This is a genomic window from Chryseosolibacter histidinae (assembly GCF_018598225.1).
Taxonomy (GTDB): Bacteria; Bacteroidota; Bacteroidia; order Cytophagales; family Cyclobacteriaceae; genus Chryseosolibacter; species Chryseosolibacter histidini.
Genome location: NZ_JAHESF010000003.1, coordinates 199,672 through 223,512, shown reverse-complemented (window position 1 = coordinate 223,512; position 23,841 = coordinate 199,672). Strand labels below are relative to the sequence as shown.

Here is a 23,841-nt window from a genome sequence, read left to right as displayed (position 1 = left end):
GTATGCACAGAACCTTTTTTGGCACTCCAGCCGAGTCTTTAAAATGCGCATCGGTTCTTTAAAAGAACAGCGCCCTATTCGTTTCGCAGAGAATCCACAGGATTGGCAATGGCAGCTTTTAATGTTTCTGCACTCACGGTGACCAATGCAACAAATGCAGAAACTGCCCCGGCAGCGGCAAACACGTCCCAGTTTGCGTCTACCCGGTATGCAAAATTCTGCAGCCACTGGTTTGCTATGTAAAACGCCAGCGGAAGCGCGATGGCAAGCGCAATGAGGATGATGAAGATGAAGTCTCTGGAGAGTAGTATAACAATGGTATTGGCGCCGGCACCCAGCACTCTCCGGATGCCGATCTCTTTTGATCTTCGTTCAATGACAAAAGAAACAAGACCGAACAACCCGATGCAACAAATGAAGATCGCAATGGCTGCGAAAGTAAGGGATAGCGTTCCCATCACATTCTCGCTTTCATATTCGCGATTGAAAGTCTCACCGAGAAACTGGTATTGAAAGGGAGAATCAGGGTCGTGCTTTTTGTGTAATTGCTGAAGTTGTGCTATGGATGACTCTGCTGCCTTGCCGGTGATCCTTACAAAAACAAATCGGTTGTTGTCTCTGTGACTGATCAATAATGGGCCGATCTTCCGGTGTAGACTGGTGTGATTGAAATCCTTTACTAGTCCAATGACCTTTCCTTCATCGGACCCTGTGAAAATGGAGGCGCCGATGGGATCTTTCAATCCCATGATAGCTGCCGCCGTTTCATTGATAATGAAGTTCCTTGAATCCTCCCGGTCTTCAGGTGTAAAATTCCGCCCTTCTATAAGTTGTATTTTCAACGCTGGTATAAAGCCTTCGTCGCAGGTTAATACATCAAATGAAATCGTTTGGTCTTTGGATTTTCCCGGCCATGAAATATCGTTCCAGAACCGGAGCACCCGGAAGGGCTGCTGGTTAGCAAGGCCAATAGCTTCAACACCGGGTATCTGTTTCACTTGTGTTTTAAAACCGTCGAGACTGCTGGCCACGTTTTCACTCAATGTAAATGTCAGGATGTTCTCTTTTTCAAACCCCAGGTTTTTGGAGCGGACGAAAGCTATTTGTTTGTGAACGGTGAAGCTGCTCGCTATCAGTATCACCGAAAGAGAAAATTGAAAAATGACGAGGCTCTTCCGCAACCCACCCAGCTGGCTGCTGTAAGACATACCCTTCAGCGCATGAACCGGTTTTACAGATGACAGATAGAATGCGGGATAAGTGCCGGCAAGGAGGCCGGTAAAAAGTGTAACGCCGGCGAAGCTCATTAGGGTAGTGGTGTCTTCAAAAAGCGAGATATTCTTATTGGTGAGTCCATTGAAAAAAGGCATTAGCAGCTCAACGACGACAATGGCGAAAACGAAGCTGACCGTTGAAAGGAATACGGATTCTCCTAAGAATTGCTGGATGAGCATTCTTTTATGTGCTCCGGCAACTTTTCTCACACCCACTTCACGCCAGCGGGTAGTTGCCTGTGCTGTGGCGAGATTGGTAAAGTTGGCGCACGCCATGAACAGAATAAAAAGAACTGTAAAAATGAAGATCCTTACATATTCAATACGGCCACCCGACGCTTTCCCATCCTTGAACTGTCCATAAAGATGCAGGTCTTCGAATGGAAACAGGAATGATTCATTCCTGCATGAAGAACAATTCTTTTTAAAGATGGCGTTTAACTTTTGGTTGACTGTTTTTAACGACGTGCCTGGTTTCAATTTTATGTAAGTGAACAGCGAATTGTTTTCCCACCCCTTCAATCCGGGCTGGTCATCGAGCAACACTTCAAAAGGAATGACGAATGAAAATTTCAACGACGAATGTGCCGGTGGGTCTGCAAAAATGGCCGTGACCCTGAGGTCGTGGAGCTTATCGACTTTCAGAATTTTGCCGATCGGATTTTGACCTTTGAAAAGCTTATTGGACAACGATTGTGAGATGGCTACTGAATTTTTATCGGGAAGCGGATCAGTAAGATTGCCATTAACCGGAGGAAAGGTAAACATTTCAAAGAACGGGCGATCAGCATAGTATCCTGACTCGCTGAAGCCAACATTTTCAAATTGAAACAAAGACTGAAAAAGAGGTGAGACGCGGATCGCCTGTTGCGCTTCGGGTATCTCATTCAACACAGCTTCGGCCAGTGGGCTCTGGCTTAGATACCCGGTTGTGATGGCTCCGTCTGAGTACGTATAATTGTTGAACACGCGGTATATCCGTTCACCTTCATGGTGAAATTTGTCAATCCGTGACTCATCCGTGATCCATAATAAAATGAACATGCTCAAGGCCAGCCCCATGCTTAACCCGGCGGTATTGATCAATGTATATTTTTTGTACCGGCTGAAGTGCCTGAAGGCAATTGTCAAATACTGTTTGAGCATATTTCTTATGGTTAAAAGATGCCGTCGCTTAACCATTGAACGCATGCCAAGATTGGTCCAGAATAAAAATGCTATTCTGGCATAATACGCGGGTTTGAGATCACATCGCTGTGCGCTGGAGGTCGAAATTGTTCGGAGCCGGGCGGTAGACTCCAACCTACTTACATATGCTTCCTCAAAAACGATCTTGCAGTTTCCAGCTCAGCCCTGCCTTCCGAAAGCTTTGCGGTTTCTATCAGCTCCTGATAATATGTGATTGCTTTTTTTGTGTCGCCCGATTTTGAAGCTGCAAGGCCGGCACCATATAACCCATTGAATCTCCGGCGGTGTGTTTTAAGATCTGCCTCGTATGCTTCCAGCGCTTTGGTTGGCTCGCCTATTTCCAGGTACAGATCTCCCAGCAATTCCCTGGCAGGTACAACCTCTCCCGGTGTTACAGAATCTTTTTCAGTAGCGTCTTCACGCTCCGCGGCTTCTGTCATCAGCCTGACGGCTTCTTTTTTATTGCCTTGTAAAAACTGGATCCAGGCTTCTGATGCCAGCATCTGCACCTGCACCTGTCTTGCCTGATACGTCTTACCTTTTTCCAACAGCGTGGCATGGTTGGCTTTTAATTCTGCCAGTGCCGCCCTGGCTGAATTGAGATCGCGTGTGTGCACGGCCCCCAATGCTCTGCCAAAGGAAATGATCGATCTTTCCCACGGGTAGTTATCCCAGGGGAAATTAGCAGGCCTCAACTGAAGGGCTGCAGCTTCTTTCCAGCTTCTGCGTTCCAGGGCATACCTTGCGGGAACCGCGGCAAAAGAATAGGCCTCCTTATTGTTGATGGGAAAGACTTCGCTGATCGTGCTCATATAGGCAACCTGGTCTCCGGCGATGCTGTCTCTTCCCTGCTGCAAATAAGCGTATACGATGTAATCGATGCCGTGAAGCTCCTCGTCCCAATGGCCTTTTATACCAGAGCTTTCTGCATAACATTGTGCCGCTGAGATCATTTTTGAATTCGATTGAATGGATTCATCCCACAAGCCAAGCCGTGTGAAAATATGAGACGGCATGTGCTGGGCGTGGGCCGATGCTGCAGCGATGGAGGCATACTTCCTGGCGGCAGGCAAAGCCAGCTCTGCCAGCTCGGGATAATCGAATGTGTGGATCAGGTAATGGGCAATGCCTGGATGATCGGGCTCGGCGGAAAAAAGGGCATTCAATATTTCACCGGCCTTGCGTTGTTTGGCGAACGACTTGTCTTCAGGACTCGAGGCTGCGCGCAATGCAAGCGCGTAGAAGATGGCAGCTTCCTTGTCGTCAGGATATTTTTGATAGATCTTCTCGGTTGCATTTTCAAATTTCTGGAGGCGTGTGGTGTGGTCGATCTTATCCCAGTCGGTAAACATCACTGCCACGGCTTCCAGGTAATCCGATTCTTTTTGGGATTTGCTCTCGAGCGAACGGGCGAGTCCGATGATCCGGGTGCCTTTTTCAAGCTCTTCTTTTGATGGCGGTGCCCACAGGGGATGAAAGTTACTCATCGCCACGCCCCAGTAAGCCATGAGACAGTTGGGATCTTCATCGATCACTTTTACGAAAACCTTTTCTGCTTCCGGATACTCGAACGAGTGAAGCAGCGCCGTGGCCAGGTTGAAATCAGCCCTGACTTTCTCCAGGCACGACTGGGCGAATTCTACCTTGCCGAATTCGTCAGCGCCGGAACCGCAAAGGGTGACCTCACCTCGCATCAGGTCTATGGACTGCAATTCGCGCTGCAGTGTCTCCCGGTTTTTGCTCCCGCTGCAGTCACACATCATGGCGATCAGGACTAAGAAACAGAAATATTTTAGAAGGGTTCTCATAGTGATTGGGTTATGGATTGAATGATGTCTCCCAATGATAGTAGTCCAATGAGCGTGATGGACTTCTTGCAAATACTACCGACTATGATCTAAAATTACCTTAAATTTCATCAGGTTCAAATGCCCTGACGGATTCTGAAATGGATGAAGGGCAGGAAGCAAGCCGCTGCAGGTCTTGTGCAACGGCTTGCAATAATTATTTACCGGTGAGCTTTTTGATCACGGCAACTTCTTCTTTTTTATAAGGTGTGCCGTCTTTGCGGAAAATGTCGTGGAACCATACGGGTGGTTCTTTGCCATCGGGACGCGGATCGCTCCATGCGAAGATCGTATTGGTCTTGCCTGACACGAGGCCCCAGTTGTAGGCGCCGATGTTCTCCTGTTTCAGCATCGGCATGATATTGTCGAAACGGCTGCCACGGGTGCGGGCCATGTACTCGGTACAGATCAACGGACGTCCATAGGTGCGCAGGCTGTCGATCCATTGCTTGTGATCGGCGGGATCACTGTAATTGTGATAGGTGATCACGTCTGAGTTTGCAAGCTGATAGTTGTTCAGGTCTACCAGCTCTTTGTTCCACACGCCGGCCGACAATGGCTGTGAAGGATCTATTTCGCGGCCCCATTTGAATACGGCCTGCAGTAAGGGCATAGATTTGTTGCCATACTTCGAGTTGCCGGGCTCGTTGTAAACATCCCACAACACAATGCGCTTATCGTTTTCAAATCGCGTAAGCACATCTTTCACATACTGCTCCAGCGTAGCCATCAATGTTGTGTCGCTGTGAAGTTTATCACCGGGGTCACGCACCCAACCTGAGTTATGAATTCCTGGTTTCGGATCGGGTTGCTTGCCGGGCTGGTAGGTGGGGTTCCAGCAATCGTCGAAGAACACGAATAAGGTAGAGATGTGATGACGGTCAGCAATGGAAAGATATTGGTCCATGCGGTTCTTGAAACCTTCGGGGTCTACTTTCCATGCCAGGTGATGGAGGTATACGCGCATGGAGTTCATGCCTATGCCTTCGGCCCAGCCCAGCTCGCGGTTGATGGTGGCGGTATCAAATGTTTCGGCCTGCCACATTTCAAGCTGGTTGATGGCAGTGCTGGGAATAAAGTCAGCGCCCCGCAGCCATCCCCACTGTTTGTACCAATCTGCCGCTTGTTCTTTCGTCCATATCTCGCGGGCTACCGGTTGTGGCGCTACCTGGGTTTCTTTCTGTGCTTCCTGCCTGCAGCCGGAGAACAGCGCGACCGACACGAGCAATATCAGCCACAGTTGTTTTACTTGTTTCATATAGTATTACGGTTTTTGGTTTTGTTATTTGATCACAGGCGCGGGCTGCGGCGTTGTAGCCGGGCTCTGCGTCTTTATATACGGCCAGTCATCCCGGTATTGCAACCGGTCGATGAGCATAACGCGGCCCTTGTTTTTCAGTGCAGCACTTGCACCGATAGCGTGATACACGATCCAGTCGTTGCCGCCATCATCGGTAATCACTGAATTGTGCCCGGGTGCGAGCCAGGTTGTATTCTTTGCCAGGATAGGAGTGCCTCCTTTTCCAGGTACATTGCCGAATGCTTCGAACGGACCGTCAGCTTTCCGCGCACGCGATACCATCACGGCGTAGTTGGCTTTGTCGCCGCAGCAATTATCGCCTGAGTAAAAGAGATAATAGTATCCATTGTGGTAGTGTAACCAGGCACCTTCGATCAGCTTACTGTATTCAGAGTTTCTGTAAGCCGACACAACGTCAACGGGCCGGGTACCTGTTTTGAAGGATACACGGTCATCCGCCAATTCTTGTAAATGAATGGGCAGGTGGGCCGAACCCCAATACAGCCACTTCTGCCCTGTAACGGGATCATCGAAAGCCATGGGATCGATGTTGATAAAACTCTCCCCACAAACGAGTGGTTTGCCGGTGTCCCTGAAAGGCCCTTCGGGTTTGTCGGAGACGGCTACTCCGATGCACTTTCCGGTTTTTTCATCGGGTGATTCGCCGGAGTAATAAAGAAAGTATTGCTTTCTGACGGCGTCATACAAAACATGCGGTGCCCAGAAATCACGGTCGGCCCATACCGGTTTTAGCGGAAGTGCATCGCCCACCAGCCTCCACGTGACAAGGTCGTCTGACTTCGCCACCTGGATGTTGCGGAATGCCGAGCCGCTTCCCGAGTTGGTGGCATACGCGTAGAATACACCATCGTGGCCGCGGATCACGGTAGGATCGGCAAAGTCCGAAGCGTATACCGGGTTAGTATACGTGTTCTGAGCACTGGCTGTCGCAGCGGTGATGATGAGCCAGGTGAAGAAACAATATCTTACTCGCATGCAATTATCTTCCTGAGGGTATGGGTAATGCTTCTCCCTCCCTCACAGGTGTACCGAAATCGGGAGTGCCATCAGCTTTCCAGGTAAACTTCTGTGCGCGGGGTGATCGATGCCCGCCACATCCCTGGCCGGCTTCAGGATTGGCATGGTACAGTATCCAGTCTTCTTTGCCGTCGGGCGATTTGAAAAACGAATTGTGGCCCGGTGCATACACCTGATTTTCGGGAACAGGTTTGAACACAGGCTCGGCTGATTTTGTCCACGAGGCTGCCTCTAGCAAATTACTTTTCGCCGAAGCCGTGAGCATGCCGAGTGTATAATAATCTGTCCAGCAGCCGCTGGCCGAGTAGATGAGGAAGAGTTTGTCGCCGTGCACCAACACCTGCGGGCCTTCGTTCACGTCTACGTGTGGGGGATTGTTAGGATCGTTCAGGTCGCCATGACGCTCCCATGCGTATTCCGGCTGTGATATTTTTACCCGCTGCCCGTCTATGGTCCAGGGATTCTTCAGCCGTGCGATGTAAATATCCTGGCGACCGTTGGTGTTGCCTTCCCATCCTGACCACACCATGTATAGTTGTTGCTGATGTTCGAACACGGAGCCATCGATGGCCCATTTATCCGAAGCATCGGAAATTTTTCCTTTGAATTCCCACGTTCCGGTCATCGGATCAGCGGATGAGTTCTCCAGTACATACAACCGGTGGTTGTCATTTTTGCCATCGTCGGCTGCCACGTATACATACCACTTGCCCCGTAGAAAATGGATCTCAGGTGCCCACAGCTCTTTTGAATACGATGTACCGAAAGGTGGTGTAAAGATGGTTTTGCGTTCGGCTGCTTTCAGGTCGGCAAGACTTTTTGTTTTCCAGAGATCGACGCGGTTACCCAGGGTATGCGTGTAATAATAATATCCGTCTTTGTGAATGCTCCACGGATCGGCGCCGGAAGGCAGCAAAGGATTGGTAAAGACCGCCCGCTGGCCGGACGCAGGTAAAACCAACGTGCCGGCTACAAGCAGTATCAAAAGGAATCGTCTCATCATGTGGTGATCGTTTTTGTGATTGTCTGTCAATTTTTCTTCTGGTAATTTCGTGATAATACTAGTCATTCCGAGTGGGTGCCGTTAATACGGAATCGATTTTTACAGGCACACCGAAGTCGGGCCGGCCATCTTCTTTCCATAAGAATTGTTGCAGGCGGGGCGATCTTCGGTGGTCGCATCCCTGACCGGCACCTGTATTCGCATGATACAGGATCCAATGCTCTTTTCCATCCGCTGACACGACGAAAGCATTGTGCCCGGTAGCAAATACGTTATGCTCCGGTGACTGACGGAATACAGGCGAAGCTAATTTTGTCCATTGGTGTGGATCCAGCAGGTCGGCGGAGCTTTTGGCGACTAGCATGCCCAGGGCATATTCATCGGCCCAGCAGGCGCTCGCTGAATAGGCGATGAACACCTCGTCCTTCTTGCCTGCCAGGAATTCCGGACCTTCCAGTATTTCGCGGCCGCCGAATTTTTCCCACGGCAGGGTAGGAGAGGCGATGATGGCCTGTGTTCCTTCCAATGTCCATGGGTTTTTCATTTTAGCGATCACCAGCACACTCTGAGGACCGACATAGGCCGAGTACATAAAGTAACGGATGCCGCGATGTTCGAAAACAGAACCGTCAAGTCCGGAGTATCCGGTGTTCACTTTCCCTTTGTCTACCCAGGTGCCTTCCAGCGGATCGGCTGATGTATTTTCAAGCACGAACACATAACGGTTGGCGTCACCCTTGTTTGCCTTATCAGTAGCGGTGTAGTAGATATACCATTTGTTGTCGAGCAAATGAAGCTCTGGTGCCCATATAGCCGCTGAATTAGGACCCGCGGCCGGTGGCGTCCATATCGTTTTGGGTGCGACATCTTTCAAGGCAGAAAGATCTTTTGTTTTCCAGAGCGCGATGCGGGTGCCCAGCGTGTGGGTATAGTAGTAATATCCGTTGTGATAAATGGCCCAGGGATCGGCACCCGAGGGAAGGAGCGGATTGGTAAAAGTCTGCTTCGTTTGTGCTTTCAGGCCGGTCACGCAGATCAGCAACGCCAGGATTAGCAATATTTTTCTAGTCATTCAAAAACACGGGTTTAGGTTGCGCTGTCTCACTGGGTTCGCTAAGTTCGATCTTAGGCCAGTCGTTCACCCATTCGATCCTGTCGATCATCAGAGGCCGCCGTGTGGCACCATTGGGAAGAAGCGGCCGGCCCTTATCAACGGCATGATAGAGAAACCAGTCAGTGCCATTGTCATCAGTGACGATCTCGGCGTTGTGCCCTGGTCCTGCAAAACCGGTAGTGACTCCGGGGGAGGGATCGCCCTCGAGAAAAAGATTTCCCTGGTTTGTGATCAAACTTTGCCCCTGTTGATTGACGTACGGTCCTTCAATAGACGATGACCTTCCGATCAATACTTTATAAGGTGTCTCCCGGCCCAGGCAGCAATGGCCGTTGGAGCCGAAGAGATAATAGTAGTTGTTGTGTTTAAAAATGTAGGTGCCCTCCATCCAGTCGCCGGCCACCTGGAACTTGGTGCCTGTGATCGCGGTGCCGTCATCTGTTAACGCAATGCCATAGATGCCGCGGAAGCTTCCCCAGAAAAGATACTTTTTGCCGCCTTCCTCGTAGTAAAATGGATCGATGGAATTGCCCACACCCACCTCGTTGCTCAGCAGTATTTTTCCCTTGTCCACAAATGGACCGACAGGCGAGTCGCTGACGGCGAGGCCAATGCCGGGGTTCGGATCTTCCCACAACGAAAGAGAGTAGTAGAGATAATATTTGCCATTGACCAGGTTGATATCGGGCGCCCAGACAAAGGCGGGACTTTTCCACGACGGTTTGGTGACAAAAGCATCGTTCATGAACTCCCAGGTCACGAGGTCTTGCGACCGGATCACGGGAACGATATGTGCCGGTGCGCCATAATCCCATCCGTCTTCCGTGGCGTAGGCATAGAAGAATCCGTCGCTGGCTTTGATCACCGTAGGATCGGCAAACGTGGGTATGAACACCGGATTTTTGTAATATCCTTCCGGGATCGGTTCCTCTTTTTTGTCGGTAGCAGGGTCGTCATTTTTGCAGTGAACGAAAACCGTCATCACCGTCAGTGCAATACAAATATTTTTTATGATCCAGGTGCGTTTCATTTTTTTAAATCGATAGGTTTATCGTCGAGCATGGGCAGGACGTTGTACATAACCCTTGATCATCCAAACGCCCGTCTTATCAGAGAAGGCGTTGGTGGAGCTGAGGGCGATCACGGTGGTGTCGTTTAAAACTGTTATGGAATTCCACAGGCAGGTTTTTGTTGAATCGGAAAAATTGAATGGCCTGGACTTGTAGTTGAAGTTCCTTCCTTCTGAATCACCGATTGCCACTACCATGTCGCTGCGATCCCACGGGGCATTGTTACGCCACTCAGTGCTTTGATACGATAGCAGGGTCTCCCCTGAGGGCAGCTGGCGGATGTAGGGTGCTCCGGCATACGCGTCGGTGGGTACACGGTTTCGTGTATCCAATGCATGCGAGCGGTCTTTGCTGTTTGCCAGCACCGGTGCATTCTTCCAGGCCCCCGTGGCCGGCGTGCGGATGATCACGGGTTTGAAGGTGCCATCTATACCATTGTCTTCGATGGCGATGATGATCTCCTTTCCATTCTTCAGTTGCAACGGCACGGGCATGCCATCGCGAAACCCGCTGCGAAAGCTCACCTTCTCACCGGCGGTCCAGCTTGCTCCATTGTCCTTCGAGCGGAACAGGGTGATCTCCTGCTCATCGCTTTGCGTGTAGGGCGCTTCGTTGGCGATGAACAGCTGGATCTCACCTGAAGGAAGCTGGATCTGTGCGGGCTCCCAGCAGCCGTTGATAAATTCATGGCCTGCCGTATACACACGCACCGGTTCAGACCAGCGCACACCGTCAACGCTACGCCGGACTTCAATGGCGAACCGTTTTGAAGGATCGGTGTTGTTTCCCCCCGGGCGAAGGTTGTAGGATACCAGTAGGCTACGATCTTGCAACTGCAACACTTCGGGCACAACGCGGTTGATCTCATTCTCCGGCGCTGCGATGATCACCGACTTGGTCCAGGAAACAGCGTTGTCATAGCTGCGGATCGCGTGTGTTGCACCCTGACACTCGTAAACACAAAACAGGCTGCCATCGTGCAGCACGATCATGCGGGCATAGCCGGCGTAACGCGCGTCTTCAGGCGAGAGATGTTGCAACGTGGTCCGGTCCCACGCGATGCGGATGGTATCAACAGGCTTTTCTCTTTTTACCGGATCACCGGGGTCAGGTGTCAGACACGCCATCAGCCAAAAAAAACAATACAGTGAAATACCCGCCACGTTATACGAAGTTTGTTTGGTAATATAATGTTTGATGGGAAGTCAGAAAAGAGCAGGAAGTGGCCAGTTTCCCGGCGCACTCCCTGTATAACTGATCAGTACGGTTGGTTCTGGTCAAGCTTGGTGTTGTTGTCTACCTCGATCTGCGGAATGGGCAGGCGATGATGTTTGCCCAGCGTAAAGTTGTCGAAGTCCACATCGCGTGAACGCAGCTCGTCAAGCCCGGCCTGCGTGGTAAGCAGTCCCCACCGTTTCAGGTCCATCCACCGCACGGCTTCGAAACAAAGCTCGAGGCTGCGCTCCATCTGAAGACGCTTTTTGAAGAGCACCGGATCATTGCCGATGGCCGGATACGCCACCTCCAGTTTTTGCAGGTTGGTGCTGGGCCGCTCGCGCACCATGTTCACATACTGGTAAGCAGCAGCAGTCTGACCGGTTTCGTTCAGCGCTTCGGCATACAACAGCAGCACGTCAGCATACCGGATAAACCGGAAGTTGTTGGGTGCGTGATAATCTTCACGATCGCGATAGTAGTATGTAGAATACTTTTTAATAAAGGTCTCGTTAGCCCAGGCTCCTACATCCCATTTGCGGTTATAGACCAACGTATCATTGTTGGCGGCATCCGGGAAATCTTTGTAAGCCTGCCGGTAGAAAATGTTGGTCAGCAGGCGCCGGTCGTACTTGCCATCTTTCGTCAGCTCTTTTTTGTACTCGGTGATCAGCCATGCGCGTGCCTTTCCATCCTGCCAGCCGATACCGCCGGGTGCAAAGAACTGTGTGCGCTGGAAGCCCATCGATGCGCTGAGGTTGTCTCCATCGTTCCCTTTGTTACGATCGCTGAACTGGATCTCGAACACCGACTCGATGTTGTTCTCGTTGGTGTGCGTGAAATTGTCGCGGTAGTCGGCCACCAATCCATAATACTGTTTGCCATCACCGGTCACAAGCCAGTCGAGCTCTGCTTTTGCCTGGGGATATTTCTTTTGTTGTGCATAGGCGCGGGCCAGCAACGCTTTTGCGGCACCTTTTGTGGCACGCCCAACGTTGGCGTCGTCCCATTGATCGGGCAACTTGTCTTTGGCCCAGTTCAGGTCTTCTTCCACCAGGGCCCAGATCTCAGCTTCTGTGCGCTGCTCAGGTTCATCGTCGGGCTCCGAAGGTTCCGTCACGATCACGGCATCCTCCCACAGCAGGGCAATCTGGAAATAATACAAGGCGCGGATGAAACGGGCTTGTGCCAGTATCCGGTCTTTCTTCGCAGCATCGGCAAAGGTGATCGACGGTACATACGCCAGCACCTGGTTGGCCCGGAAGATAGCTTTGTAGAAATCACGCCAGTGCCAGTTGTTGCCATCCCAGAAATTGTAATTAAAATAACGGAAACGTGTCCAGTCGGCCAGCTCTCCCCAGGGACTGGTGCTGTGGCCTTCGTCTGACGAAAGGTCGTAGCGGAAGTAGATCCAGCGCGTCCAGGTGGAGGGCTTGTAGAACATGTTGTAGGCGGCGTTGAGCCCCATTTCGGCATCCAGCTCGGTCTTCCATGCCTGGTCAACGGTTGGGGTATTGGGATTGTCGACGTCCAGCAGGTCTTCGCTGCAACTGAAGCCGATCATCATGAAGACGGTGATGAAGAAATATATTTTCAAGTTTTTCATATCGCGTTAGCTTTAAGATCAGAAGTTAAACTGCAGGCCAACCAGGAATGTGCGGGCATTCGGGTATCGTACTTCATCGTGCCCGCGACGCCACAGGTCGGGTGCTGTAAAATCAGGATCGAGTCCTGTGTAGCCGGTGAACGTTACCAGATTTTGTCCTGTCACAAATACACGTGCGGTGTTCAGGTGCACACGTTCAGCGAATGCGCGCGGTAAGTTATAGCCGAGTGTAACATTGCGCATGCGGAAATAGGATCCGTCTTCCAGCCAGCGGTCCGTATCGCCACGGGCATTGCGGTCATCGCCATACAACAGGCGGGGGAAGTTGCTGTTGGGATCTTCCTGGTAAGGCTTTTGATCTTTGAAGGCGAAGTAGTTGGAGTTATCATCGAAGCGCTCCACTGCTGCGCGCGAGCCGTTGTAGACATCCTGGCCAAAGGCGCCATACCAGATCAGCGACAGATCGAAGTTCTTGTACTCGAAGTTGGTGATCAGGCCCAGGTCGAAGGTAGGCCAGGGGTTGCCCACGATGTGGCGGTCTGCATCGTTGATCTCGCCGTTGTCATCAAAATCCACATAACGGATATCGCCGGGTTTTGCGTTGGGCTGGATCACCTTGCCTTGTGAGTTCACATGGTTCAGCACGTCTTCTGCGCTCCGGAACAGTCCGTTGGTCTCACGCAGGTAGAACATGCCGATGGGCTCGCCGATCTGTGTGCGCGTCATCCAGGTGATCACGTCGTTGCGTCCATAACCGAGCTTGAGCACTTCGTTCCGCAGCGTTGATACGTTGGCGGTGATGCTGTACTTCAATCCCTGCACCTGATCTTTCCAGGTGGTGGTGATCTCCACACCTTTGTTACGGATGCTGGCTGCGTTTACCCACGGGTTGCCGCCGTCGTTACCGGTTGACATCAGGATGGGCATTTCCGTGAGCACGTCTTTGGTGGTCGAGATAAAATACTCGAAGGTCAACGCCAGGCGTGAATTGAGGAATGCGAGGTCAGCGCCGAAGTTGATCTGCTCTTTGGTTTCCCAGCGCAGGTTGGAGTTTGCCAGCTTCACTTGTGTGGCGCCATTCACCAGGTGCTGATCCCTGCCAAGCACCGATACGATGGTGGCGTTTAGCAGCGATTGATAATCCCAGTTGCCAAGGTTGTAGATGCTGGAGCCGTAGAAGCTGCCACCATAGCCGATCCAACGACCGATGCTCGAGTTGCCGAGTGAGCCGTAGTTGGCGCGGATCTTCAGGTCATCGATCCAGGGAACATTGAAGAAGTTTTCGCCACTGATCCGCCAGCCTGCGCTCACTGAAGGGAAATTGCCCCAGCGATTCTCTTTGGCAAAACGCGATGAGCCATCGCGGCGGATGGTGCCGGTGAGATAATACTTGTCGTCATACGAATAGTTCACCCGGCCGAGGTAAGAGATCAGCACATCTTCGTTCATGAAGCCACCGGATTCGGGGTCAGTGGTTCCGCCGTCGAGCACATCGTAATATTTGCCACCGATGTTGATGAGGTTGCGCTTGGTGCCCCACACCTGCTTGTACTCCTGGCGCTGGAATGTTGTGCCGGCAACAACATCGATCTTGTGTTTGTCGAATTCTTTATTGAAGTGAAGGGTGTTTTCCACGAGTGAAGACAGGTACTGTCCGCGATTTTCATTCACAGCAGAGGGATCGAAGGGTTGGTTCAGTGTCCAGTTGCCGACCCTGCGCACGTACTTGTAATTTTCGTTGCTGGCTTCGATGCCAACGTTGAGGCGATAGGTAAGCACATGCTGCTTCACGAGCTCTGCTTCTGCATACAGGTTTCCGCGGAAGCGAAGGTTCTGGTTAGTGGTTTCTTCCAGTGTTTCGCGGGCAATGGGGTTTACACCGAATGTACGGGCTTTGGCTTCATTGCCGTAGCCGAAACCTCCGGGATTGGCGGGATCGCGTACCGGGATGGTTGGCAGCATGCGCAGCATATCCCAGAAAGGATTGGTGATCAGGTCTTCTGAAAATCCGCGCGCGATGGAAAGGTTCTCGCCGATCTTGAAGCGGCCGCGTTTGCCTTCGGTGTTCACGCGGAAGCTGTAACGATCGAACGATGATCCGAAGCTGGTGCCGGTGTTGCCAAAGTAGTTGCCGGAAACAAGGTAAGTACCGAATTCATTTCCGCCCGAGAAGGTAAGGTTGTAATCGTGGGTTTGCGCGGTGCGGAAAGTCTCTTCCTGCCAGTCGGTGTCGATGCCGTCGGCGTATTGCTGATATCCCTGCGCGATGATCCACGGGAATTTCTCCACCTCAATGGCTTCCTGATAAGCCATCGTGTTATACTTTTTGAAATCGGAGGCGCTCATGAACTCATAACGCGGCAATGCCTGCACGCCGAAGCGCCCGCTCACATCTACTTTCATGGGCCCCGACTTTCCTTTTTTGGTGGTGATGATGATCACACCATTCGCAGCACGTGATCCGTAAATGGCGGCAGCCGAAGCGTCTTTCAGGATCTGGATCGACTCCACATCACTGGCGTTGAAGTCGCGCGTGGCGATGGTGGGAATACCGTCGATCACGTACAGGGGCTGGTTGTTGGAGAAGTTGCCGAGGCCGCGGATCTCGATGGTGGATTCGCTTCCGGCGCGCCCGCTGTTACGTACATTCACACCCGGTGCCAGGCCCTGGATAGCTTCCGCTACTGTAGTGGCCTGCATCTTCGACATGTCTTTGTTATCGATCACGGAGATCGCTCCGGTAAGGTCTTTCTTTTCCTGCTCACCGTAACCGATCACCACTACTTCCTGGATGGTGGTTACGTCAGCTTCAAGCTGCACGTTGATGGAGGTCTGCGAGCCCACGGTGATCTCCTGGCTGCTGTAGCCGATGAACGAGAACACCAGCACACTGCTTTCGCTGGCAACATCAAGTGAATAGTTGCCTTCTGCATCGGTGCTCGTGCCATTGGTGGTTCCTTTTTCCAGCACATTCACACCGGGAAGGGGTACACCTTCATTGTCTTTTACCTGCCCGCGAACATTGATGGCGAGAGGCGGAGGCTTTACAGCTTTTACTTCCCGCGCGGTAACAGAGATGGTCTTGTTCACACACCGGAACTCGATGGAAGCTTCTTTTGCCAGGTCTTCCAGTACGCGGCGCAACGTGGCGTTCTTGTAATGAAGGTCGAATGTGCCCGAGATATCGAGCTGCCCGGAATAGGCGAAGACGAAGTCTGTCTTCTTTTCGAGCGTCCTGAACACCGTAGCCAGGTCGGCATCCTTCAGTGAGAGGGAGACCTTTACTTTTTCAAAGCTCTGGCTGCTGATGTCAGCGGCAAAGCCCAGGTTCATACAGATGACCTGTATGATGAAAAGACGCCAGGTGTATTTTGAGATAAGCATGAACAGCTTACGTAAAAATTTCATAGGTTTGTTATGGTTTGAATTATGCAAATAAGTCTCAGACTATAGTCCGGGATTGCATCGGCCAAAATGTCTTTTCCCGGACTATTCTATTTCTCGTATTCAGGAGAAAACCGTAGGCAGATCAGGGTGGTATGGCTTCGAATGTATTCCAGTGTTTCATATGCTTGTTTTTAGTTTGGGCTTCGTTCAATTCGCCTGGCATCCGCTTCCCAACAGCACGATCTTGCGACCATCCTGCCGGTACTTCACTTTAAGGGTATAGCTCAAGCTGGCGAGCACGTTCTTCAGCGTTTCCTTGCGGTAGGTGGCATTGAGCGTGCAGTTTGCCAGCGCAGCATCTTCAAGCGTGATGTCTACATCGTACCAGTCTTCCAGCACGGCGGCTACCTGATCCATGCGCATGTTTTCGAACCGCAGAATGTTGTCTTTCCATTCCACAAAAAGTGAGATGTCAACTTCGCGTACTTCAATGGTATCGTTGCCATTTCTTACGAGCGCCTGCTGGTTCGGCAGCAGGGTGATGTGTTGTGCAGGTGTGCTCTTATCGGGGAGTGTGGCAACATCTACCTTTCCTTCTACCAGGGTCACCTGGGTGCCTTGGCCCGCCGTGAGCTTGATGTTGAAGGTTGTGCCGAGCACTGTAGTGTTGGACTCGCGTGTATGAACAATGAAAGGATGCGTGGGGTCATGCGCTACTTCGAAGTAGGCTTCTCCTTCCAGGTAGACCTCGCGCCGGTTGCCGGTGAATTGTTCAGGGAACTCAAGTGAGCTGTTGGAATTCAGGGTCACCCGTGAACCGTCCAGCAACTCCACCTTCATCTTCTGACCACGATGGGTCGTTACCTGCCGCATCTGTGCTACGACAGGCTCTGGTTTTTGTCCACCATCCGCGCTATTGAAGAAGAGCAAGTAAGACACTGTCACGAACAACGCCAGCGCAGCTGCTATGGAATACCACGTGGCAGGGGAGAGCATTCTGCGACTATTTTGTGTGGCGGGTTCAGGAAGCTTCGCTGCCAGCTTTTGCCAGATAGCGATGCGGGCCGCCTCGTCGGCGCTGAACGATTGCCGCGCTTGCGGATATGTATCGAAAAAATCGTCCAGGAGTTTCTTCTCTGCCGGCGACGCCTTCCCCTCCAGGTAGGCATCGAGGAGCCGTTTGAAATGTTGTTCGTCTATGTTCATCTTATCCGTAGTTGCACACGATTGCATGATCCCCTACGGCCAGCGAAAAAAAAATCTGAAAATTTTTAGAAGAAGGTCAGCAAACGGTGATGAACAGGACCACGGAGATCATCTTGTTAACGGAAAGCCGGAGGATGCGGAGGGCTTTAGTGATCTGGTTCTCAACGGTTTTGGGAGAGATCTGCAACTGTTCGGCGATCTGTTTGTTGGGCAGGAATTCGAAGCGGCTCATATAAAAGATCTCCCGGCATTTTTCAGGCAGCGTGGCCATGGAGCTGTTGAGCGCTTCCTGGAGCTCCTGTACGTAAAAGTCTTCTTCGGTGCTGTTATCGAACGCCAGCCGGTTGATGTGGTCGAGGTGTTTTCGCGAGATGGCTCCGGACCTCAGGTGCATGAAGCAGGCATACTTCACCGATTTGAAAAGATAACCACCCACGTTGTCGATGTGCTTGTGCGCGCTTTTCTCCCACAGCGAGATAAAACAATCCTGAACGATGTCTTCGGCGGCATCGCGGTCTTCCACCACATTCAACGCTGCATGATACAGTTTCTTCCAGTGGCGATCGAAAAGAACGGCAAAAGCCCGCTGATCTCCCGCTGCGATAGCATGGAGCAAGTCGTGGTCGCCTGGCACTTTGTCGTCTGGCAAATGCATGGTTTTCGGTAATTCCCGATCCCAATCCCGATAGCTATCGGGATGGGATCGGGAGGGCTCTCTGTACCGAAAATAAAGATTTAATCTAAAACGATTGCAACGGGTCAAGAAGATTATTTCAGTTTTAAGCTGTTTCGGGTTGATGAAGGGTGTTTGTACTGAAAAAGCGAGTGAAGAAATACTTCCACGGCATCGCTATGATCGGAAGCCAGATCCACAAGAAAGTTTTGGTCATTTGCTCCACGTCAGAGCCAATGAGGGTGCCGTTGCGCCACAGTGGATAGGCGACGATGCACAACCAAATTGCTTTGTAAAAGATCTGGAAGGCAATGAGCGGCAACATCCTCAGGGGCTTGAAGATGCCCAGCACTGATAAAGTGGAGTACGCTGCCCACACGCTGAAGGCCACCGCATTGAGCGGCTTCCACTCACCGGTGTGACCGGCAATAGTGGACCAGGAACTTGTGCCGACGAACACAAAAGTTAATGTGAACACCAGGCGGAGAAGATAGATCTGAATGGGACGCACGCCATCATAACGCACAAAGTCCCTGGCCAGTAGCCTTGAAAGAAAAGTAGCTGTTCTCATAAATTTTTTTGTTCAAATCTGGCAGTGAAAGCTGAAAGGGAGAAGTTTTTATGACGGAAGCAATGGAAGTCGTGACCGAACGTGTTTGCGCACGGATGAACAAATTCGTCAGGCGAAAGGGCAGGTTCGACATTGGTTGGTCTATTTCCGCCATGAAAGCTTGGCGTGAGGCCTGTAAATAATCACCTTTAAGGAGAATAAAGGGGACTATGGGCAAGCAGCTAAAAACCATTTTTTGGATCGTACTTACCTTGTCACTGTTTGGATTCTTCCGGTGGCTTTTTCTATTGGCGATTCCCGAGATCGCGCTTGAATTTTCCCTGGGCACAACGTTCATCCTCGTGAGCGGCCTGGCCGTGGGAAGGGCAGTTGTTAAGATGCTGTTTCGTTCTCATGCGATCTCCCATCCGGCGTCTGTGAATGTATTTCTTGGCGTCTTTATTTTTTCCAGCCTTCTACTGATCGCGTTCCTGCTGAATGCCATGGTAGAAAAGACCACGCTTTTTTCATTTGCAGTCACTATATTGTTTTTATTTCTCGTTGCGGCTGCATCGGCAGGTCTTTTTACGAACATGCGCGAACAGTACAAGGCGAAGGTCACATCAGCCCAGGCAGCCATGGCACAAAGCAGGAGCGAGCTTCAATTATTGCAGTCGCAGCTGAGCCCTCACTTTCTTTTCAACACACTGAACAATCTTTATGGACTATCGCTGTCAGAAGCAGAACGTATACCACCCCTGTTGTTGAAGCTTTCGGCGTTGCTCCGGTATTCTGTCTATGATGCGAAGGAGGCGTTTGTGCCGATCCAATATGAGGTGGATTATTTGAAAAACTACGTGGAGTTTGAACAGCTTCGTTTAGGCGACAGGCTTCAGCTGAAGATGGAAATAGATGCCCAATTTGGTCCGGACTGTAAGATCCCGCCCCTGCTGCTGGTTGTGTTTGTTGAGAACGCCTTCAAACATTCGAGAAATACGAAGGGTGATCAGGTTGTTATTGATATTCAGCTGAGAAAGCGGGATCATTATATCGTATTTTTGATCAGCAACTCCACTTCGGCGGAAGAGGCGCATGAAAGGCATCCCGACAAACATTCGGGGTTCGGCCTGGAGAGTGTCAGAAAAAGACTTGGCCTGCTGTATGCGGGGAAACATACACTTGACATCCGCAGAACAGCCAACAGCTACGAAGTGGAATTAACATTGAACTGTCAATGACACTGGAATGCCTCATTGTTGATGATGAACCGATCGCCCGGCAGATCGTGGAGCGGTATTGCTCTTACCTGCCGGAGCTTCACGTTATTGGGTTGTGCGGAGATGCGCTGACCGCCAAACAGATATTATCGGAAAAAGATGTGGATGTCTTGTTCCTGGATATCAACATGCCGATCCTCGATGGCCTCGCGTTTGTGAAGACACTCAAAAAACAACCACAAATTATTTTTACCACCGCCTATAAAGAATACGCCCACGAGGCATTTAATGTCAGCGCGTGCGATTATTTGTTAAAACCATTTTCGCTGGAGAGATTCATCCAGGCTGTCGACAAGGCAAAGGCGCAGCTCGCGCAATCGAACCCGTCACAAATGGTCTCGCAGTCTTCAGACCTCAACTCTTTTTTTATCAAATCAGAAGGAAAGATCCTGAAATTCGATGCGGATGATGTGCTGTATGCGGAAGCGCAGGGCAATCATGTGAAAATTGTCGCCGGACAGGGCACAGTCACAACTACCATTACATTCGCTGCCTTTGAAGAGCAACTTCCGAAACCTGATTTTATCCGGGTTCATCGCTCATTCATCATCAATAAGTCTAAGATCCGCATGATCGAGGGAAACCGTGTTATGATCGGCAAAATTGAGATCCCCATTGGCGCCAATTACAAAGAGCAGTTCTTCAAAGCTATCGGAATAAAGTAGCGTTGCATCTTCCTGGTCACAAAAGATCTTATTCAACAACAATGGTTTTCACAGACCGGGAATAAGCGCTGAAATAACCCAGCGCACCATTGTTGATGTTGCTGGTAGGATTGGCCGACAATGCGGTTTGCCCGAGAACGCCTTCCTGCTCGAGCTCGAACAGCATTCTCATATACTCGTAAACATTTTTATCGATCGACTGGAGCATAACGGTAACCTGATCGCCCGGTCGTGGCATGATGCTGCCGCTGCGTGTGACTACCGGCGCAGAGATGGTGATGATGCCCCCATCCTGTAACCGGTCATCATCTACAATGCCATTGGGTGTGATGTTCCCGTCGGCGATCTGCGTTAGCCGGTAATAATTGTCTATGCCTGCGGGATCGCGGAATGTCACACTGGCTTCGATGGGTATGTCTTGTCCTCTTCCAACGGTTACTGAATCGATCTCCACGGGTAAAGGCATTGTTGAGATGGCTTTGTGTGTTCTTCCCTCCACGGTGACCTCGAGTGTATAGGTTCTGCCGGGCACACCTTGCAGCGATGTGGTGCTGTAGATGCCAGGTGATGTTTCAGTCAGTGTTTCAGCATTGCCGGCGTCATCGCTGATCGTCACCAACGCACCGGATACTGTTGGAAACTCGTTGGCTTCATCGAAGTTCACGGTCTTCGTGATTTTAACGGTATGGCCACCCGAAACATCTGCGATCGATCCAACGATCACAATTTTAGGATCTGACGAATTGAGATCTATGGTAATCGGTATCTCGCACGCAAACAAAAGGCAAGAAGAAATAATGGCGAACAATGCGCTGCTTTTCATACTTAGAATTTAAAATTGTAGGAAATGGATGGAACCCAGCGGAACAAGGTGGTCTGAATGGCTTGCATTCTGTCGGCATCCAAGGGCTTGAAGTTGATGGCGTAAGCGTTTTGCCTGCCGTAGGCGTTGTACAATGAAAAATTCCAGCTCGACTCGAATTTTTCTGTTTTCTTTCTCAGCCACGTTACCGCGATGTCGAGCCGGTGATAGTCAGGCATGCGGTAGCCATTGCGTTCTGTATAATAATTGTAGACCCGCCCGTCTATCTCGTATTTTCCACTGGGGAACGTTACCGCATTGCCAGTATAGTATACCCAGGTTGCCGAGAGGGTCAGTTTTTTTGAAAGCTCGTAAATGCCCACCACGGAGATGTCGTGGGTGCGGTCTTGCTTGGCGGGATAATATTGCCCGTTGTTTATTCCTGCGATCTTCTTTTCTGTACGGGCTAATGTATAACCGATCCAGCCGTTTAAACGGCCGACCCGTTTCTTCAGAAAAAATTCTATTCCATACGCCCTGCCCTCGCCGAACAGGAGCTCGGCCTCTACGTTCTCATTGAAGTTGAGCTCTGCGCCATCCTTGTAGTCGATCTGATTTTGAAGATGCCTGTAGTAGACCTCTGTAGAAAATTCATACGTGTTGTTACGGAAATTCCGGAAATAACCGAGGGACACCTGGTCGCCGATCTGAGGTTTTACATTCAGGCTGCTGGGGATCCAAAGGTCTGTAGGGTTATCGGATGTTGCGTTGGAGATCAGGTGAAGGTTTTGGGTATTCCTTTCATAAGCAGTTTTGATCGAGCTTCTGTCGTTGATCATAAAACTGGCCGACACACGGGGCTCGACATTGAAGTATGTTTTTGCAAACTCACCCTTGCTGTAAGAAGTGGAATCGACAGCTTCTCCGGAGGCGTTGTAAGTATAAAAGGTTCCAGGACCTAAAATGCTGAATGACGAAAGCCGCACGCCGTATTCCAGGCCGAAGATGTTTGATGGTTTCCATTGGTGCGAAATATAGGCAGCGTTGTTCCAGGCAAGCTTGAGCGGGATGTCAAACCCCTTGGCTTCCTCGGTGCTTGTGGAAGTGATGGTGCCGGGGGTGATCCGGTGGTAAACGGAGTTGAAACCGAACTTTAATTCACTTTGGGTGTTGGGGAAATATTGAAAGTCTTGTTTGAAGTTATAGTCCTGGATCCGCGAGATCACTTTTCCTTTCACGCCGCCCAGGTCTGTATCGATGTCGTAATGATAGTTGCTGAAGATCAGTGAGGTGTTGGAGAACATCTTTTCGCTGAACAGGTGATTCCACCGAACCGTGCCCGTGGCGTTTCCCCACTTGATGTATCCGCGGTCATCCGGATCGCCCAATACATCTTTTCCGAAGTAGCCTGACAGGTAGATCCGGTTGTTGTCATCGATGCGGTAATTGGCTTTTGCATTGAGGTCGTAGAAATAGATGGTGGACTGACTGACGGAAGTATCCGGCGAAAGCCCGAGAAACAGGTCTGCGTAGGTTCTTCTGCCGGAGATCATAAAAGAACCTTTTCCTTTTGCGATGGGTCCCTCCAGTTTCAGGCGTGAAGCGATAACGTCGATGCCGCCTTCAACGCCAAACTTCTTATCGTTGCCGTCTTTCATACGAATGTCAAGCACCGAAGAGAGCCTTCCGCCAAATTCAGCGGGCTGGCCACTTTTATAAAGGGTTACATCTTTTAGCGCATCGCCGTTAAAAACAGAAAAAAATCCCAGCAGGTGAGAAGCATTGTAGACGGTGGCTTCGTCCAGCAGAATGAGGTTTTGATCCGCAGCACCTCCGCGCACATGAAACCCGCTGTTGCCTTCTCCTGCAGATTTGACGCCTGGCCGAAGCTGGATGATCTTCAGGATATCCTTTTCGCCAAAAATGACGGGAATTTTGTCCACTTCTTTCATATCTATTTTGGTAACACCCATGGTCAGGTCGGTGACGTTAGCGTCTTCCTTTTCTGCGGTTACTTCAACAACATCCAGTTGTGTGACATTTTCCTGGATCTCGAAATCCACTTTTACATTTTGTGTCAGCTCAACAGCGACAGACTTTGTCTCATACCCGATGAATTGTGCAGCAGCGGTGTAGTTGCCGGCGGCCACCGTGATGGAATAGAACCCGTATGCGTTGGTGGTTGCACCTACCGAAGCCAGCTCCTGGATGATCACGTTCACACCAATGAGCGCTTCGCCGGTCTTGGCATCTTTGACGTAGCCGCTGATGGTATGAAGGTTGCCCGTACTTTTTGCTTTATCGCGGGGGCGTAAAATGATCTTGTTCTGGCTCACCACATAATCAATTTTGCCTGCTCCGAAGATCCTGTCGAGCCAGGTGCGCACCGTCGCGTTTCCTGCTTCTATCGTCACCTTTCGGCCAATATCAATGTGGTTGCTGTGGGCAAAAGTAAATCCACCCTGCTTACTGATCAGGTCGAGGATGTTACCGGTGGTTCCTGTAAAATGATCGAGCCGGACCTCTTTGTCGAGCAAGGTCTGGCCATAAAGAAGTGTGTGTGAGACAGACATCAAAACTAAAAAGGCAATCCTTATATACATACACTATGTGAATTTTCAACGGG

Annotated in this window: 17 protein-coding genes; 2 read left to right on the top strand and 15 right to left on the bottom strand. The window is 50.8% G+C overall.

The genetic code is table 11. The annotated features are described in order from the left end of the window. Window positions 1–74: 74 nt before the first annotated feature. From KK083_RS04410 to KK083_RS04350, 13 genes are all read right to left on the bottom strand, one after another. The gene (locus KK083_RS04410; protein WP_254161090.1) at window positions 75–2,420 is read right to left on the bottom strand and encodes an ABC transporter permease; all 2,346 of its coding nucleotides are present in this window, start codon (window positions 2,418–2,420) and stop codon (window positions 75–77) included. Between the two features lie 161 nt (window positions 2,421–2,581). Beyond that, a complete protein-coding gene (locus KK083_RS04405; protein ID WP_254161088.1) occupies window positions 2,582–4,270 on the bottom strand; it encodes a tetratricopeptide repeat protein in 1,689 nt (562 codons plus the stop codon). A gap of 196 nt (window positions 4,271–4,466) precedes the next feature. Beyond that, complete coding sequence (locus KK083_RS04400; protein WP_254161086.1) at window positions 4,467–5,567, bottom strand: glycoside hydrolase family 2 TIM barrel-domain containing protein; 1,101 nt, start codon at window positions 5,565–5,567, stop codon at window positions 4,467–4,469. Window positions 5,568–5,591: 24 nt separating this feature from the next. Next, complete coding sequence (locus KK083_RS04395; protein WP_254161084.1) at window positions 5,592–6,605, bottom strand: glycoside hydrolase family 43 protein; 1,014 nt, start codon at window positions 6,603–6,605, stop codon at window positions 5,592–5,594. Window positions 6,606–6,609: 4 nt separating this feature from the next. Then, window positions 6,610–7,650, bottom strand: coding sequence for a glycoside hydrolase family 43 protein (locus KK083_RS04390; protein ID WP_317195211.1), 1,041 nt, complete (start codon window positions 7,648–7,650; stop codon window positions 6,610–6,612). 58 nt (window positions 7,651–7,708) lie between these two features. Continuing rightward, entirely contained in the window at window positions 7,709–8,722 is a 1,014-nt protein-coding gene (locus KK083_RS04385; RefSeq protein WP_254161082.1) for a glycoside hydrolase family 43 protein, read from the bottom strand. After that, window positions 8,715–9,794, bottom strand: coding sequence for a family 43 glycosylhydrolase (locus KK083_RS04380; protein ID WP_254161080.1), 1,080 nt, complete (start codon window positions 9,792–9,794; stop codon window positions 8,715–8,717). Before KK083_RS04380 ends, KK083_RS04385 begins: the two co-directional genes overlap by 8 nt. Before the next feature lie 18 nt (window positions 9,795–9,812). Beyond that, complete coding sequence (locus KK083_RS04375; RefSeq protein WP_254161079.1) at window positions 9,813–10,997, bottom strand: sialidase family protein; 1,185 nt, start codon at window positions 10,995–10,997, stop codon at window positions 9,813–9,815. A gap of 95 nt (window positions 10,998–11,092) precedes the next feature. Continuing rightward, on the bottom strand, window positions 11,093–12,655 hold the full coding sequence (locus KK083_RS04370) for a RagB/SusD family nutrient uptake outer membrane protein (protein ID WP_254161076.1): 1,563 nt from the start codon (window positions 12,653–12,655) through the stop codon (window positions 11,093–11,095). An 18-nt stretch (window positions 12,656–12,673) separates the two neighbouring features. Next, window positions 12,674–16,063 carry a SusC/RagA family TonB-linked outer membrane protein gene (locus KK083_RS04365; protein WP_254161073.1) on the bottom strand — a complete coding sequence of 1,130 codons (3,390 nt, stop codon included), beginning with the start codon at window positions 16,061–16,063 and terminating at the stop codon, window positions 12,674–12,676. Window positions 16,064–16,249: 186 nt separating this feature from the next. Next, a complete protein-coding gene (locus tag KK083_RS04360; RefSeq protein ID WP_254161071.1) occupies window positions 16,250–17,248 on the bottom strand; it encodes a FecR family protein in 999 nt (332 codons plus the stop codon). Window positions 17,249–17,324: 76 nt separating this feature from the next. Continuing rightward, on the bottom strand, window positions 17,325–17,903 hold the full coding sequence (locus KK083_RS04355; protein WP_254161069.1) for an RNA polymerase sigma-70 factor: 579 nt from the start codon (window positions 17,901–17,903) through the stop codon (window positions 17,325–17,327). Between the two features lie 124 nt (window positions 17,904–18,027). Continuing rightward, entirely contained in the window at window positions 18,028–18,492 is a 465-nt protein-coding gene (locus KK083_RS04350; RefSeq protein ID WP_254161067.1) for a hypothetical protein, read from the bottom strand. Between the two features lie 209 nt (window positions 18,493–18,701). Here KK083_RS04350 and KK083_RS04345 point away from each other — a divergent pair, with 209 nt between their 5' ends. Both KK083_RS04345 and KK083_RS04340 read left to right on the top strand, forming a co-directional pair. Then, the gene (locus tag KK083_RS04345) at window positions 18,702–19,709 is read left to right on the top strand and encodes a sensor histidine kinase (protein ID WP_254161065.1); all 1,008 of its coding nucleotides are present in this window, start codon (window positions 18,702–18,704) and stop codon (window positions 19,707–19,709) included. Then, window positions 19,706–20,413 (top strand): LytR/AlgR family response regulator transcription factor, encoded by a 708-nt coding sequence (locus tag KK083_RS04340; protein WP_254161063.1) that lies wholly within the window; start codon window positions 19,706–19,708, stop codon window positions 20,411–20,413. Before KK083_RS04345 ends, KK083_RS04340 begins: the two co-directional genes overlap by 4 nt. 28 nt (window positions 20,414–20,441) lie before the next feature. Here the strand turns inward: KK083_RS04340 and KK083_RS04335 are convergent, their stop codons facing one another. Together KK083_RS04335 and KK083_RS04330 are read right to left on the bottom strand one after the other, a co-directional pair. Further along, window positions 20,442–21,236, bottom strand: a complete 795-nt coding sequence (locus tag KK083_RS04335; protein WP_254161061.1) for a DUF4249 domain-containing protein — start codon at window positions 21,234–21,236, stop codon at window positions 20,442–20,444. Window positions 21,237–21,238: 2 nt separating this feature from the next. Next, a complete protein-coding gene (locus KK083_RS04330) occupies window positions 21,239–23,818 on the bottom strand; it encodes a TonB-dependent receptor (RefSeq protein ID WP_254161059.1) in 2,580 nt (859 codons plus the stop codon). Between the last annotated feature and the right edge of the window lie 23 nt (window positions 23,819–23,841).